Below are 15,678 nucleotides of genomic sequence, written 5' to 3' on the forward strand. Positions count from 1 at the left end.
ATTGTTGAACAATCCTTAATGAAGGACAGTGTAGTCCGCGTCACGACCTTTTGTGAAGACGGTTACGTTTGTTTACGGAAGGTGGGGGCACCCACCTTCCGTGGGGTACCCACCTGTCCTGCGAATGGATAGTCGGTGTAACCGTGTTGGCCACCAGTATAGAAGGTCGACTCATCCGGCGTGTTGAGTTCGAGACCCTGCTGCCAGCGCTCCACGAGGTCCGGGTTGGCGATGAGCAACCGACCTACAGCCACGGCATCGATGTGGGACAGATTGACTAAGGAGGTGGCATCGTCAAGCTGGGTGTACGCGGCGAAACCATTATTGCCGATGACCTTGGTGACCCCGTTGCTGCGCGCACGGGTGGCGAGATCCGTAATGAGCGGGCCGTCGCACTCGGCGTGCAAGAAAGAGATATAGGCCAAGTTCAGCTCGCTTAAGCTATCGATGACCACACGATACGTCGCCTGCACATCCTGCTCATCGTCCTCAATCACGCCCTGGACGTTGTGCTGCGGGGACAAGCGCAACGCGACGCGGTCACCACCGATTTCCTCAGCGACCGCACGCACGACCTCCACCAGCAGGCGCGCACGATTTTCCGGCGAACCGCCGTATTCATCGGTGCGGTGATTCGACGTGGGGCCTAAGAACTGGTGCAGGATATAACCATTCGCACCGTGGATTTCCACGCCATCGATACCGGCATCGACCGCGCGTCGGGTTGCCTGGCGGAACTGATCAACCACGCGCGGAATCTCATCGTGCTCCAACGCGCGGGGCACGGGACACTCCTTGCGGGACTCCCAATCACGCACCGCGGTACCCGACGCAATCGCCGACGGGGCCTCCGGCTGTTGGCCATCCAACAACTCCGGGTGGGACAAGCGACCGCCATGCATCACCTGCATGAAGATGGTGCCACCGCGGGCGTGGACGGCATCGGCAACCTTGCGCCAACCTTCCTGGTGCTCAGGCGTTTCAATACCTGCCTGGCCAGGGAACGCACGGGTATTGACCGCCGGAAACGTGCCCTCAGTAACAATCAGGCCCGCACTTGCGCGCTGGGAATAGTAATCCACATGCAACTGCGTCGGCGTACCCGAACGGCCTGCCCGCGAACGGGTCAACGCTGCCATCGTCACGCGATTGTTCAAGTCATAACGGCCCACCCGCAGCGGGCTAAAGAGCGAAGAATCAGTCATGCCCGGTGCAACAGTGGCGGGGTGGGGCAGTATTCCCTAAACGTGTTGAGCCTTAATAGTCGGAAATCAGGTTGGCTGCGTGTTCGCGCAGGAAGTCACGGAGATAGGGAAGGGCGAAATCCACTTTGCCGTGGCCCGCTTCAACGATGATTTCAGCGTCGATAAGTCGACGTCGGTAGTTGCCAATATATGCTGCTTTTCGTCGCATACGCTGGGCAATATCAGAAGTATTGGAAGGGCCATCGTCCTGCGCCATCTTGAGCAGGAACGTCCGGTCGACATCAGAGAGTTCTTCTAAAGCGGGGTAATGCAGGAGTCGACCGAGTTTTACTCGTGCCTGATCGATGCCCTTTCGGGCAGCGTCGTAAGTAATACGGTTGTTCTCGATGGCTCGCACGCAGCAGAGACCGACAAGTTGAATCATGAACGGGTAACCCTGACAAGCTTTTACAGCTAGTTCGAGAGCGTCTGGTTCCCATTCAAATGGCGTGGTGGTTAGAGGCTCTTCAAGTGCCGCCTTCACATCTGCGTCAGACACACGCCCAAGTTCCAAACGCTCTGCTCTTCTTAGGAACGTAACCGGGTTGGTATTGCCCGAGGAGTCATGGCTGGCTAGGAGCGGCTTGATTGACGACGGGATGCCAGCCATAGCGACAGCGATTTCTTCGTCTTCGCGAACGAGATGTTGGATTGTGGCTCCGAACTCTATGACCTCCTGGCTGTGCTGGTGATGCATCTCGTCCAAGGTGATGAGCACACCAGTCGGCGCTTGGCCGGCGATTCGATCCTGTTCACGTTGGAAAGCAAAAAGGTCTTTTAGGGCTGAACGCAAAGAGTATGAAGAGTTTTCTAGAGACGTGGTGTCCCAGTCGACGCCCAATCCGAACCCATGGAGGGAAAGCTGTAATCCCTTAATTTCGCGACGGTTGATGCTCAGCTGCTGGATGATTGCTTTACGTAGCCGCTCGCTAAAACCGGTGGTTGCCGTTTCACTCAATACGCGCCATCCGTTTTCTCGAGCAACGTCTTCAAGACGATTGAGTAGGACCGTCTTGCCAATGCCTCGTGGGCCGACGACAAGGGAGATTCTTTCATGTGCTCCCGGCCCATCATCAAGTGCGTACTGGAAATTTTGGATCGCTTCATCGCGGCCGACCAGAAGGGGTGGGTTAACTCCAAGCGAGGCTTTGAACGGATTCTTTGGCTGCATAGTCAACAGTTTAGGGCAGCGCCCTTATGAACGCTTGTGAACTTTATGAATTTTGTGAATGCTTGTGAATTTGGCGCGGAGTGGAGACGAAACATAACTCTGTCGGCTCTTGTACGCTGACGGTGTCACCACTTTGAATGAGGAGGCAGTATGGCAGGTTCGCCCGAGAACATCCTGTTCTACCTGCCGGAAGAGCAGGAAGCGGAGATTCGGGAGGTCTTCGCCAAGCTTGCTGAACGTGGCCTGCCGGAACAAAAGCAAACTCCACACATTACGGTGACGTTCTCCCCAAAGATGGATCCGGACGTGGTGGAACTAGCTCAGGAATTGCTGCCGCCACTGGTTCCGAGTCAACTGCGTCGGGTGGGCACCGTCGTATTCGGTACCAAGCGAAAGCAGACTGTGGCGTGGTTGCTGGAAGCCGATGAAGAACTCGAAGCAACCGCTCGTCAGTTAAGTGCTGCGAATCCGGATGGTCGGGGAGAGCGCTGGACTCCTCACATCACGATGGGGCTGCGGTTACCGCGGGAAACGGTACCGGAATACATCAAGGCTATCGATGAAGTAACCTCACCGCATCTGCGCTATCTCACTGCGGAACGCGCTTGTTATTGGCGACCACAAGAAAAGATTCTGCGGCAGTTTAACTAGAGCGGAGTGCAGTTTTCATCCACGCCATGGATGCCGAGTCCTTCGGCTTCGGCTTGCGCAACGGCATCGGCAACCTCGGGGTAGAAGCGGTCATTTTCGCCCACTACCAGGGCAGTGCCTAAACCAGCAGCAGCGATTTCAGCATTGACGAAGACATCGTCTTTGAAGACTGCCGCCAACGTCCGGTCGTAACGATCGGTGCGTTCCTCGTCGTATTGCAGTTCAACCTCAGTACCGATGGGGAGGAGTTCTTCCAGGAAAGCGGTTGCTTCCTCGGCCATGCACTCGGTCGGGTTGCCAAAGCGTGCGAGCTCCGGCGTATCCACGTTGAGCAAACGCACGCGGATGGTGTCACCCCGGTGTTCTACATCGAGGGTGTCCCCATCGACGATGTAGGAGACGGTGTAGGGGTGGTCGGTGGAGGCATCATAAAGCAGCACGCCTCCGATGACCACCGCACCAACTGCCAGCACGCCGCCGAGCACCTTGAAGAATTTCATGTCCCTCCCAATGGGTCTTTCCTGATCATAGGAAAAGAAACCGCTCGAAGCGAACGTATGTGTGTCTACTTGTGAATCTTTTAGTTAGCCACATGTAGTAAAAATAGATAATTGTTTACCTGGGGATATGTGGCTAAGTACCCCATTCGCAGGCCGCGAACTACCCCATTCGCATTTTCAAATTGGCGATTAGTCGTACGCCAAAACGTTCGAGAAGCGCACATCGATGTCCGGGTCGTTTCGTATCTTTAAATCAACGCAGCGCTTGCTGCGCTCTCTTCTCTCGAAAGGTACGTCGATGTCTAAGTCGATTCCTCTATCTCTGCTTTCTCTTCTCGCCGTGGGTGCTCTTGCTGCATGTGGGTCATCTGCGGAACCGGAGGAAGCCCCTGAATCCAGTACTTCTTCCGTTGTGGAGTCGACCGAGTCGAGTACGGAAACCACAACTTCTGAAATGCAGTCAGCAGAACCCGCAGCACAACAGCCGGTTGAAGAACCAGCAGCGCAGCAACTGAATGAAGAGCCACAAGGGGAGCGGCGCCAGGTCATCGAGACCATCTATGAGGAAACCTATCCGATGCCGGGTGATGGACTCTTCTACGATGAACCGGTAGTTGGCTTTACTGAGGCTCCTGGTCAAACCGAGCCCTACGAGATGAACAAGACGATTCGTGCCTGTGGTGATACGAGATTGCACCAGACCGGAACGACGTTCTTTACGGACGGTACTTCCGGCTGGACTGCGCAGTGCGCTGACGCGATGAGCTAACCCCCAGTCAACCGCCTACAACCTGTGACGTAGTGCACGAATCTAGATAAGATGTCCCTATCTCTTGTCCCTATCGGAAGGCCCCTACTTCGATGAGCATTCAGATTACTGAAGAGTTTGCTGCGGCACTCGATGCGATGAACTCCTGTCGCAATGTGCTGATTTCTGGCAAGGCGGGTACGGGTAAGTCGACTTTGTTGCGCACGTATCTGGACCAGGTAGGGGATAAGAACGTGCTGGTTACCGCGCCAACGGGTGTGGCAGCGCTCAACGTAGAGGGCTTTACCATCCACAAGGCGTTTGGTTTCCGGCCGGGGATGTTCCCGGAGGACATCGATAAGCGTGGTGGCCAGTGGAGGCCCAGCGCGCAGGTATGGGATGTGCTGAAGAAAGTCGATGTGCTGGTCGTGGACGAGGTGTCCATGGTGCGTGCGGATCTTTTCGACATGATGGACCGCGCGCTCAAGCGTATTCGTCACAACCAGCAAGCCTTCGGTGGGGTGCAGCTCATCCTGGTTGGCGACCTGCTGCAGCTGCCGCCTGTGGTCACCCAAGATGAGCAAGAGCTTTTCGATGCCCACTGGCCCAGCCCCTTCTTCTTCGATGCGCATTGCTACAGCGAGCTTGAGCTGGAAGACATCAACCTCACCCAGGTCTGGCGTCAGAAGGACCCGACGTTCCTCAATATCCTCAACGAGGTCCGCGAGGGTGCAGTGGGGCAGGAGTCGCTGGATCTGCTCAACGAATGCGTCGACGAGGACTTCGAAGCCCCGAACGACTGGGTGACGCTGACCTCTCGGAAGAGGACCGTTGCGGAAATCAACCAGGCGCAGTTGGATCGCCTGGATTCCGAGCAATTTACCCACACCGCTATACGCGCAGGCGAAGCCGACGACAGCTCCTTTAGTGGTACCGATGAACTCCACTACGCCGTCGGGGCGCGTGTGATGACGGTGATTAATGACCCGCAGGGGCGCTTCGTCAATGGCAGCTTCGGCGAGATTACTCGCGCGACCAGCACAGAAATCGATGTCCGCCTCGACGACACCGGTCAGACCGTCACCCTGCAACTGCATACCTGGGAAATCCGCCGACCGAACATGGAAGGCCGTCACCTTAGCAGCGAGGTCGTCGGAACGATTACGCAGTTCCCGGTGATTTTGGCCTGGGCCATTACGATTCACAAAGCCCAGGGCAAGACCATCCCGAAGTGCTTCATCTACCTCAAAGGCGGCACGACCACCGACGGACAGTTCTACGTCGCGCTCTCCCGTGCCGTCGACTTGGAGAACCTGCGTTTCAGCGCACCAGTCGAACCGCGCCACATCCGCGCCAACAATGCACTAGTTCGCAAGGTTCGCCGCGAGGTCGCCACCGGCGTGGACAATAGTCGCGTCGTCTTCCTTTCCTTCGACGGCGTGAACTTCCGCGTCAGTGAACATATCGCGCGTATTCACGCGGTCATCTACCAGGATGGCCAGCGCGTTGCGGACTTCGGCAGCTGGATCAACCCCATGGCTGACCTGGGTAAGTTCGGCGAGGTCAACAACATCCCTGCCGGCGGCTTAGCGATGGCACCTTCCCTCGCCGATTTCTGGCCTCTGCTGCTGCGCCAGGCCCAAGGTGGCATCGTCGTCGGCGACCGGCTTGCCATGCTCGAGCGCGCCGTTCGCCACCAAGAACGCGGCATGCAGGTTGCACTCGGCGTGGGCTACGACGCCGACGACTTCGACGTTGACCTCAGCGGTACCGTTGAGGAACGCTGCGCACAGCTTGCGCAGGCGTACGAAAACGGCCTCATCAATCCCACCCGCGGCCAGGTTGTTCCGCCCGCAGATGTGGATGCTGAGGGTGCGGTGTGGGTGCCGGGGTGGGCATCGCAAAGCAGCATGCTTCTCGATGCCACCCACGCCACCGATTCCGACCATGCCTGGGCTGCGATGTCGGGTGCGGAACGCCACCCGGAAAGCGTGGCTGAGGTGGAAGAATGCGCCGAATTGCTCGCCGATTGGGCCATTAGCCGCGGCCGCTGGAGTGAGGATATGCGCGACGAAGTCCTCAACCGTGCTGCTGCGATTACCAACTATCCAATCTCCATTCCCGCGCCGCTGAACGATGGACCGGACGTGCATACCCTGCTGCAGCCGGGCACCCGCGTTGCGTTTACCGGCCGCAACAACTTACTCGACGGACCTGCCGATGATGAGCGCCTGACCGAAATCTGCGAAGCCCGCAATCTCGAGTACAAAAAGGCCGTGTCCAAATCCCGTTGCGACGTCCTGGTCGCCGGCGATATCTCCTCGATGTCCCGTAAAGCCCAAAACGCCCGCGCTTTTGGCAAGCCGATTATCGCTCAGGAGGACTTCGAGAACTGGTGGCGGTCTGAGCAAGTACCTTCTCAGACCGTGGAAGCTAATGAGCCTGCGCCACCTCGTGAACCAGAGCCCGTGCCTTACGATGCCCCCAGCTTCGACGATCTCTACGACGACCTCGAGGTCATCGAGGCATCCTCGCTGACACCCGGCATGCGCGTGGCCTTCCGTGGCTCCGTCGTGGTTGAAGGACACCTGTTTACCCACGGTCCGCAACTGCAAGCTCTGTGTGCGGACTTAGGCCTGGAGTACAAACAAGCCGTGACCAAGACGCGTTGCGACGTCCTGGTCAGCGACAACTTGGATGCCACCGACGGCAAGACCGATCTGGCCCGTCGCCACAACAAACCCGTCGTGCGCACCGAGGACTTCACCGCCTGGGCCGCTCAGAAGATCGCCGAGCAGGTCGCCGAGGCCAACAACGCCAACGAAGAGGAGACCGTTGAAGAACCCGTCACCCCGACTCTGACCAACGAAGACGTGATGGCCTCTATTGCGCGGCCCACCGGCAGCGATGATTCCATTGCTAGTGATGAGGCCGGCCTAGATGCTGACGTCTACGATGAAGACTTTGGCGCTGCTCTACTCGAAAAGGCTGAAGAGCTCCGCGACCCGATGTATCCGATCAAGCAGGAAGTAAAGGCCGCGCCCTATAGTCCGCATCCGTTCAACGTGGATCGGCAGACTGCATTGCAGCAGCACCAAGTAGCGCCCTATCAACAACCGGCTGTTCCGGTCCCGCAGCCAGCGCATCCTGCACAGCGGGAGAAGAGCCAAGCGAGGAAGTACTTCAACAAGTTCGGCATCAGTGCTTTTGCTAGTGCGTTGTTGTTCTTCGGCATCGGAATTGGAGCTAGCACAAACACCGACGACGCACTCATTGGAATCGTTGCCATCTTGTGGATGGTGGTCTCCATCGTGACGATTTACTTCGGCGTGTTGGCTGCCATAAAGGCGATCACCAAGAAGTAACCGTTGCTGCACCACGCAACGATGATGCCCCAGACGTCAGCACAGGTACTATAAAGGGCTAGACCAAATGCTTGTCCCTGGTAAAGATTTTCGATAGGGCAGATAGGGGTAAATTAGTGCGTTTGTGCTGATACGCGGGCGAAAAAGCCGCAGCCTTTGTATCCTGGAGGAATTGAAACTTCTTTCGATACATTTATTTGATTGGTGAAGGCATGGGAGAATTCCTCGCCCAGCGATGGCAAGACGTCGCGTTCCGGGCCTATCAGCACACCAGCCTTGTTCTGCAGTCGGTCCTGATTGCCTTTGTGATCGCATTGGTCATTGCGGTCTTTGTGGCACAGCGACCACGAGCTGCGGCACTGGCTAACTCGTTATCGTCAATCGGATTGACCCTGCCAGCACTGGCGCTTTTGGGTTTGGCTATTCCTTTGTTCGGCATCGGTACGGTGCCTTCGGTATTCATTGTGGTCTTCTACGCGGTGTTGCCTATTTTGCGTAATGCGATTGTGGGATTACAGGGCGTCGACGATGCGATTATTGAATCTGCGAAAGGTCAAGGCATGTCCGCAGCAGCCATTTTGTTCCGCGTGCGGCTCCCCCTGGCATGGCCGGTGATCATGACTGGTATTCGCGTCTCCACACAGATGGCCATGGGTATCGCAGCGATTGCGGCTTACGCACTCGGCCCGGGCTTGGGCGGATACATCTATTCCGGTCTTAGCCAGATTGGTGGCGCTAACGCTATTAACTTTGCCCTGGTGGGAACCATCGGCGTGGTGATCATCGCCCTCGTCGTGGACGTGATTCTCGCCGGCATTCAAAAACTCACCACCCCGAAGGGACTCACCGCATGAGCAACGAACAAAAGAACAACCAGTCGGGGGCAGAGATCGTCTTCGAAGGCGTGACTAAGGCTTACCCCGGTCAGGACGAACCGGCGGTGGATAACCTCAATCTGACTATTCCGGCAGGCGAGCTCGTCGCTTTCGTCGGTCCGTCGGGCTGTGGCAAGACCACTTCACTGAAGATGATTAACCGCCTGGTCGAGCCCAGTGGCGGCAAGATTCTTATCAACGGCGAAGACGTCACCAAGAAGAACCCGACGGAGCTGCGCCGCGATATCGGCTACGTAATTCAGGGCGGTGGCCTGCTGCCGCACATGTCGGTTGCCGACAACATCGCGCTCGTTCCCAAGATGAAGAAGTGGGACGAGAAAAAGATCACCAAGCGCACTGATGAGCTGCTGGACATGGTCGGTCTGGATCCGTCGATTTACCGCGACCGCTACCCGCGTGAGCTCTCCGGTGGTCAGCAGCAGCGCGTCGGCGTGGCACGTGGTCTGGCAGCCGACCCGCCGGTCGTGCTCATGGACGAGCCTTTCGGCGCGGTCGACCCGATTACCCGCGCCCGTTTGCAGGATGAGCTGGTCTCTATTCAGTCGGAGCTCGGCAAGACTATCGTCTGCGTAACCCACGACATCGACGAGGCTATGAAGCTCGGCCACCGCATCCTGATTTTCGAACCAGGTGCCAAGATCAGCCAGTACGACGCCCCAGAAAACGTCCTGGCCAACCCGGCGAACAGTTTCGTGGAGGACTTCATCGGTTCCGGTTCCGCACTCAAGCAGCTGAACCTGCGTCGCGTATCCGAGATGGAGCTGATTCAGCCGCCGCGGGCCTACATTGGTGAGGATGCTGCGGAAGTCGCAAAGCGTGTGCGTGAGGCAGGGGAGGATTCCGTGGTCATCCTGGACGACCACGACCGCCCGCACGAGTGGTACGGCCTGCGCCAGGTCGAGCGCATGGATACCATCCAGGAGCCGAACGTCGACCTGGTCTCGGTGGTCGGTGCACGTTCCTCGCTTTCCGATGCCATGTCGGCCATGCTTGCATCCGCCCACGGCGGCGCACTGGTCACCAGCCGCGGCAAGTTCATTGGCGTGCTGCCTTATGACACCGTCAATGGCTACATTCGCCAGTTCAATGAGGAGGCGGCTGATAGTGGAGAAGTTTAAAGCGCTCAAAGGCGAAAATCGCTACCTCATCATTGGTATTCCGATCCTGGTCATCGTTGCGGTTGTTGGTTGGCTGATCTGGAATGCGAATGCAGCTCACGATGACATCGAGGCCCGCACCCTGGCATTAAATAACGTGCTGGTCATGACGGGTGAACACCTCTACGTGGTCATTATTTCTGCGATTTTGGTGATTCTCACCGCGGTACCGCTCGGCGTGATTTTGACGCGTCCGGCGACTAAGTCCTTAAGCCCCATCGTCGTCGGTATTGCCAATATTGGTCAGGCCGCCCCGGTCATCGGTGTTATCGTCTTGCTGGCTATCTGGCTCGGCTTTGGCGAAACCGTCGCGATTGCGGGCCTGTGGTTCTACGCTTTCTTGCCGGTACTGGCCAACGTCATTGCTGGCCTGCGTGGTGTGGACTCGGACCTCGTCGAAGCCTCCCGCGGTCTCTCGATGTCCCCGATGCAAGTCCTCTTCAAAGTCGAACTGCCCCTAGCCCTGCCCGTCATCATGACTGGTATCCGTACCGCCTTAGTGCTGCTGGTCGGCGCTGGTGCCTTTGCCACCTTTATTGACGCCGGCGGTCTCGGCGGACTGATTACCGCAGGTATCACGCTGTATCGCAACTCGATTCTGATTTCCGGCGCACTGCTCATTGCCGCCCTCGCCCTCGCAGTCGAGTGGATTGGTCGCGTCTTAGAGGTCGCACTCACCCCGAAGGGGATGTTGTCATGAAAAAGCTCATCGCAACTTTGACCATCGCCGCCTCCAGTGTTCTGGCCGGCTGTGGCCTGGGAACCGCGGGTGGTTATGTCCCTACCGGCGAACTGCGCGGCGAAATGGAAGGCGTTGATCTCGATGGCGCCACGCTTGCCGTAGGCTCGAAGAACTTCACCGAGCACATCATCTTGGGCAAGATGTACGCCATCATGCTGCGGTCTGCCGGTGCGAATGTGCAGGATTTGACCAATATTCCGGGTTCGTCGTCGGCTCGTCAAGCACTCGAAACCGGGGATATCAACGTCATGCCGGAATACACCGGTACCGCCTGGATTACCTATCTCGGCGAGGACGAACCAGTAGCCGGTGAAGAAGAACAATTCCGCGCCGTCGCAGAAGCCGACAAAGAACACGGACTGACCTGGCTGCCTCCCGCGCCAATGAACAACACCTACGCTCTTGGTGCGACCGCCGAAACCACGGAAGAGTACGGCATCACCAGCGTCGACGACATCCACAACGTCCCCGAAGAAGAGCAAACCTTTTGTGCGGATGCTGAGGTAATCGCGCGTAACGACGGCCTGATGACCTTGCTGGACAGCTATGGGCTTCCTACACCGCCACGTGAGCGACTTAAGCAGATGGACAGCGGCGCGGTCTACGCCGGTATCGCTAACGGTGAATGCACCTTCGGTACGGTATTTGCTACTGACGGCCGCATCCCCGCGCTGAACCTGACCGTGCTGGAAGACCCGGAGGAGTTCTTCCCCAAGTACAACCTATCCCCGGTCGTGCGCACCGAGGTCTTCGAGGAGTACCCACAGCTGGAAGAACTTTTTGCACCGCTTAACGATGTCCTCACCGACGAACGCATGCAAGAACTCAACGCCCGCGTCGACGTCGACGGCGAAGACTACACCCAAGTCGCCCGCGACTTCCTTATCGAAGAAGGCTGGCTAGAAATCTAAGCACACTTGATGCTTATTTTTTGAAGATGAACTCGCCGCCGCGGATGGTGGCAAGCACTTCTGCGTTGGCGATTTCGTCGGGTGCTTGGTCAAGCAGGTTGCGGTCGAGCAGCACGATGTCGGCAAGGTAACCGGGTTCGATACGCCCCTTGACGCCGGCCCAGCCGGTGGCGGCGGCGGAGCCGACGGTATAGGCGTCGATGGCTTGGGCGATGGTCAGGCGGTCATCGGGGGAGTAGCACTGGCCGGTAGCGCTGAGTCGCTGGACGAAGGATTCCATGACCTTGAGTGGGTGGCCATCTGCAACTGGGCGATCGGAGCTGCCGGGCAGAATGCCACCGGCGTTGAGCACGCGGGCAGCAGGGTAAGCGATGCGGTAGCGATCCTTGCCGAGGATACGTGCCTGGTGATCGCCGAAGGTCGGCAGGAAACGCGGTTGGGTGGCAAGCGCAATTCCTTCGTCGGCCATGCGCTGGAGTTGTTCGTCGGAGCAGATGCCGCCGTGTTCGATGCGATGCGGGATGCGGGGACGGCCAAAGGTGGCATTGGCTTTGGTGATGGTGTCGAGGGCGAGGTCGATGGCGGCATCGCCAAGTGCGTGCATAGCCAGGGACCAACCGCCGGCCGCGGCTTGGAGGGCTTCGGCCTGCATGAGCTCAGGATCGCGCTGGAAATAGCCGGAGTTGCCCGCGCAGTGGCAGTAGTCCTCGTGCAAGGCGGCGGTTTCGGAAGAGAAAGAGCCGTCGGTAAAGATTTTGGCGGGGCCGATTTGGAGGCGGTCATCGCCAAGCCCGGTGCGCAGACCCGCATCCATGGTGAAGGCTGCGGGATCGTCGGCGTGGTGATTGACGGGGTGGAGGACGTCGAAAGTAATCATGACCTGCGTGCGGTGCAGCAGGGCTTCCTCCTCGCGGGCGCGCTGGTAGGCGGCCAGCTCGAGAGGGCTGTGGCCAATCCAACCGCCGGCGATTCCGGCATCGGTAATAGAGGTCAAACCCTGGCTGGCGTAGACCTGTGAGGCACGCGTAAGTGCTTCGACCAGATGAGCTTCGCTTTTGGGCTCCAGCAGCTCATTGATAGGGCGCATGGCGTTCTCATCGAGCACGCCAGTGGCCTTGCCGTTGGCATCGGTGTTGATGGTGCCGCCGGGAATCGTCGTGGTGGGGTAGGCGCCAATTCCGGCGAGCTCAAGTGCCTGGGTGTTCACCGTAATGGCATGGCCGGAGTTGTGCTTGATGAGCAAAGGATGGCCGTCGGAAATCTGGTCGAGGATCTCGATGTCGAGGGGGCCATCGGAAAGCGCAGAGGGCAAAAAGCCCGAGGCAATCCCCCAGTGCTCATTGGACATGCCTGCAGAAATGGCATCGTAGACATCCGCGCAGCGCGTCGCGCTGCTGACGTCGATTTCCATGAGCGTCTCGCCGAACCAGACCGAATGCGAGTGCACATCATTAAAGCCCGGGAAAGCCCAGGCTCCGCCCGCGTCGTATTCCCCCGTGGCCAAGGACATCTCACCCGGCGGGGTAATCGCCACGATACGACCAGCCCACACCGCGATATCCCGCAGGCCCTCGGGCAGATGCACATTTCGGATAATCAGGTCGAAGTTCATGGCGGACATTCTTTCAAAGGCTGGCGGGACTAATTCCACAGGGTTAGTTGTGCATTCAGCCTAATAGAGCCGCCGGGCTGAACTGTTGTGTTTGGTCGTTTCTATTCGTCTGCATACTCCAGGATGAAACGGGCGATGTGGTTGAGTTCTTCCTCGGCGGCTTTGACCGCGCCGGGGGAGTTGATGATGCCGTGGTGGTTGCCGCGCAGATGACGATGCCGCACATCCACACCGGCGTGGGAGAGTTTGGCGGCGTACTCGATGCCTTCATCGGCAAGTGGGTCATTATCCACGGTGAGCACATAAGCCGGTGGGAGATTCTCCGGAAGCTCCGCGAAGAGCGGGCTGATGTCGCTGGCGGTGCGGTCTTCATCGTTGGCCAGGTAGCTGGTGGTGAAGTAATCCATCGTGCTTTTGACCAGCGGGAAACCTTCCTGCAGACGCTGATAGGACGCGCCGGTATCGAGGCGCTGCTGGGTGAGGTCAGTTGCCGGGTAGATGAGTGCTTGGGCGTGCAAAGGCAGGACAGAATCATCACCGGTGAACTCGTTGGCGAGAATGGCAGAGAGCTGTCCACCCGCGGAGTCACCAACGACGCTGACGCCGGTGACGTGGAGATTATGCTCCGCGGACTAGTCGGACAACCAGCGCAGCGCGGTGCGGCAATCCTCGACCGCCGCGGGGTAAGGGTGCTCCGGTGCGAGGCGGTAGTCGACTGCCACCACGGGGTAGCCGGTGGCAATTGCTAGACGACGCGCCGGGGAATCATGGGTGGCCAAATCACCCATTACCCAGCCGCCGCCGTGAATGAACAAGATGGCGTGGGTTTCCGCAGTGCGGGCTTCGTGCGGACGTGGTTCATAGATGCGCACACCGAATTCATCGACGCGCAGATCGGTGGTATCGACAGGGGCGGTTTCTTCCAGTGCGGTGGCTTGTGCGGATGCAACGTAGACGTCGCGGAGGACTGGCACCTCCAGGCTTTCAAAGCGAACCGAACCGGCGTCGCGGAATTCCTTGACTACTGGCCAGGCATCTTCCGTAATTGGGCGACCAGAAAATTCATCGTGCTGAGTGTGAAATGGCTTATTTGTCATGTGACTCAGGTTACATAAAAAGACCCCAGGGGAGCAGGGAAATTTTCATCCATGCCCGCCTGGGGCCTTCGAACTGCGCTAGTGCGCTCGCGGTTTAGGCGTAGGGGTCGCGCAGGGCGAGGTACTGCACGCTGGTGTACTCGTCCAGGCCCTCGGCACCACCTTCGCAGCCCATACCGGACTGCTTCACGCCACCAAACGGTGCAGCGGCATTGGAGATAACGCCGGCGTTAAAGCCCATGAGGCCAAACTCCAGGCCGTCGGACAGACGCCAGAGGCGATCGGAGTTCTCCGTGAAGACGTAAGAAGCCAGGCCGTATTCGGTGTCGTTGGCGATGCGGATTGCTTCTGCCTCGTCCTTAAAGGTAAGAATCGGTGCAACTGGGCCGAAGATTTCTTCCTGGGCGACACGGGCGCTGCGGGGGACATCGGAAAGCACAGTCGGTGCGTAGAAGTAGCCATCCTTGTCCAGGGCCTTGCCGCCGGTGAGGACGGTGGCACCCTTGTCGACGGCGTCATCGACAAGCGAGGTGATGTTATCGAGTGCCTTCTGCTCAACCAGCGGACCGCAGGTGACAGTCTCATCAAGGCCATTGCCGACATTCAGCGCAGCAATCTTCTCGGCGAACTTGCGGCCGAACTCCTCGGCGACAGACTCGTGGACGATGAAGCGGTTCGCTGCGGTGCAGGCTTCACCAATGTTGCGCATCTTGGCACCCATGGCACCTTCGACTGCCTGGTCGATGTCGGCATCTTCAAAGACGATGAACGGCGCGTTGCCGCCCAGTTCCATCGAGGTACGCAGCACGTTATCGGCAGCAGCCTTGAGCAGGGTCTTGCCCACTGGGGTGGAGCCGGTAAAGGAGACCTTGCGCAGGCGGGAGTCTGCCATGAGCGGCTCAGAAATCGCAGAGGCAGAAGAACCAGCAACCACGTTGATAACACCAGCTGGAACGCCAGCATCAATCATGGTCTGTGCGAAGTACTGAGTAGTCAGCGGAGTGAGCTTCGCTGGCTTGACCACCATGACACAACCAGCAGCAATCGCCGGAGCAATCTTGCGGGTAGCCATCGCCAGTGGGAAGTTCCACGGGGTAATCAGCAGGCACGGACCAACCGGCTTACGACGGGTAATCATGCGCAGAGTACCCTCCGGCGCGGTTAGGGAGCGACCGTAATCGCGTACGGTCTCCTCGCTAAACCAGCGCAGGTACTCCGCACCGTAGGTGACCTCACCACGGGACTCAGCCAGTGGCTTGCCCATCTCCAGGGTCATCAGGGCAGCGAATTCTTCGGCACGCTCGTGTACGAGCTCAAAGCCACGGCGCAGCAGCTCCGCACGGTCGCGCGGGGAGGTCTGTGCCCAATCGTCCTGGACATCGCAGGCAGCATCCAGAGCAGCCTTGGCATCATCGGAGTTAGCAGAAGCCAGCGTAGCGATGACTTCACCAGTCGCCGGGTTTTCTACATCGAAGGTCTCATCAGAAGACGAGTCCACCCACTTGCCACCAATAAGCAGCTTGGTAGGTACCTTCTCGAGCAGTTCAGAAATGCTGACGGTCATAAGGGTTCCTTTCAGGGAAT

Annotated in this window: 12 protein-coding genes and 1 pseudogene; 7 read left to right on the top strand and 6 right to left on the bottom strand. The window is 58.4% G+C overall.

The genetic code is table 11. The features are described 5' to 3' along the window. Positions 1 to 62: 62 nt before the first annotated feature. Both UL81_RS02590 and UL81_RS02595 read right to left on the bottom strand, forming a co-directional pair. Positions 63 to 1,205: an alkene reductase gene (locus tag UL81_RS02590; RefSeq protein WP_081961545.1), complete on the bottom strand. Its 1,143-nt coding sequence runs from the start codon at positions 1,203 to 1,205 to the stop codon at positions 63 to 65. A 52-nt stretch (positions 1,206 to 1,257) separates the two neighbouring features. Then, positions 1,258 to 2,415, bottom strand: coding sequence for an ATP-binding protein (locus UL81_RS02595; protein ID WP_046453223.1), 1,158 nt, complete (start codon positions 2,413 to 2,415; stop codon positions 1,258 to 1,260). A gap of 150 nt (positions 2,416 to 2,565) precedes the next feature. Between UL81_RS02595 and UL81_RS02600 the strand changes: the two genes are divergently transcribed. Then, positions 2,566 to 3,066 carry a 2'-5' RNA ligase family protein gene (locus UL81_RS02600; protein WP_035106766.1) on the top strand — a complete coding sequence of 167 codons (501 nt, stop codon included), beginning with the start codon at positions 2,566 to 2,568 and terminating at the stop codon, positions 3,064 to 3,066. Here the strand turns inward: UL81_RS02600 and UL81_RS02605 are convergent. Beyond that, the gene (locus tag UL81_RS02605) at positions 3,063 to 3,566 is read right to left on the bottom strand and encodes a thermonuclease family protein (RefSeq protein WP_052097788.1); all 504 of its coding nucleotides are present in this window, start codon (positions 3,564 to 3,566) and stop codon (positions 3,063 to 3,065) included. The genes UL81_RS02600 and UL81_RS02605 overlap by 4 nt on opposite strands. A 454-nt stretch (positions 3,567 to 4,020) precedes the next feature. On the opposite strand from UL81_RS02605, the gene UL81_RS02610 reads away from it, so the two are divergent. The 6 genes from UL81_RS02610 (at position 4,021) to UL81_RS02635 (ending at position 11,385) form a co-directional block, all read left to right on the top strand. Beyond that, positions 4,021 to 4,335, top strand: a complete 315-nt coding sequence (locus tag UL81_RS02610; protein ID WP_035106768.1) for a hypothetical protein — start codon at positions 4,021 to 4,023, stop codon at positions 4,333 to 4,335. A gap of 92 nt (positions 4,336 to 4,427) precedes the next feature. Next, positions 4,428 to 7,679 carry an AAA family ATPase gene (locus UL81_RS02615; RefSeq protein ID WP_046453224.1) on the top strand — a complete coding sequence of 1,084 codons (3,252 nt, stop codon included), beginning with the start codon at positions 4,428 to 4,430 and terminating at the stop codon, positions 7,677 to 7,679. A gap of 212 nt (positions 7,680 to 7,891) precedes the next feature. Continuing rightward, positions 7,892 to 8,533: an ABC transporter permease gene (locus UL81_RS02620; protein ID WP_035107030.1), complete on the top strand. Its 642-nt coding sequence runs from the start codon at positions 7,892 to 7,894 to the stop codon at positions 8,531 to 8,533. Then, positions 8,530 to 9,693, top strand: coding sequence for an ABC transporter ATP-binding protein (locus UL81_RS02625; RefSeq protein ID WP_035106770.1), 1,164 nt, complete (start codon positions 8,530 to 8,532; stop codon positions 9,691 to 9,693). The genes UL81_RS02620 and UL81_RS02625 overlap by 4 nt, the downstream gene beginning before the upstream one ends. Then, complete coding sequence (locus UL81_RS02630) at positions 9,680 to 10,432, top strand: ABC transporter permease (RefSeq protein ID WP_201774405.1); 753 nt, start codon at positions 9,680 to 9,682, stop codon at positions 10,430 to 10,432. Before UL81_RS02625 ends, UL81_RS02630 begins: the two co-directional genes overlap by 14 nt. Further along, positions 10,429 to 11,385, top strand: a complete 957-nt coding sequence (locus tag UL81_RS02635; protein ID WP_035106772.1) for a glycine betaine ABC transporter substrate-binding protein — start codon at positions 10,429 to 10,431, stop codon at positions 11,383 to 11,385. Before UL81_RS02630 ends, UL81_RS02635 begins: the two co-directional genes overlap by 4 nt. A gap of 13 nt (positions 11,386 to 11,398) precedes the next feature. On the opposite strand, the gene UL81_RS02640 is transcribed toward UL81_RS02635, so the two are convergent. The 3 genes and pseudogenes from UL81_RS02640 to UL81_RS02650 form a co-directional block, all read right to left on the bottom strand. Further along, complete coding sequence (locus tag UL81_RS02640) at positions 11,399 to 12,997, bottom strand: amidohydrolase (RefSeq protein ID WP_035106774.1); 1,599 nt, start codon at positions 12,995 to 12,997, stop codon at positions 11,399 to 11,401. Between the two features lie 101 nt (positions 12,998 to 13,098). Then, a pseudogene (locus UL81_RS02645) lies at positions 13,099 to 14,094 on the bottom strand (alpha/beta hydrolase). 94 nt (positions 14,095 to 14,188) lie between these two features. Then, positions 14,189 to 15,658 carry an NAD-dependent succinate-semialdehyde dehydrogenase gene (locus UL81_RS02650; protein ID WP_035106777.1) on the bottom strand — a complete coding sequence of 490 codons (1,470 nt, stop codon included), beginning with the start codon at positions 15,656 to 15,658 and terminating at the stop codon, positions 14,189 to 14,191. Positions 15,659 to 15,678: the final 20 nt, after the last annotated feature.

Origin of the sequence: Corynebacterium camporealensis, from assembly GCF_000980815.1 — a bacterium.
Lineage (GTDB): Bacteria > Actinomycetota > Actinomycetes > Mycobacteriales > Mycobacteriaceae > Corynebacterium > Corynebacterium camporealense.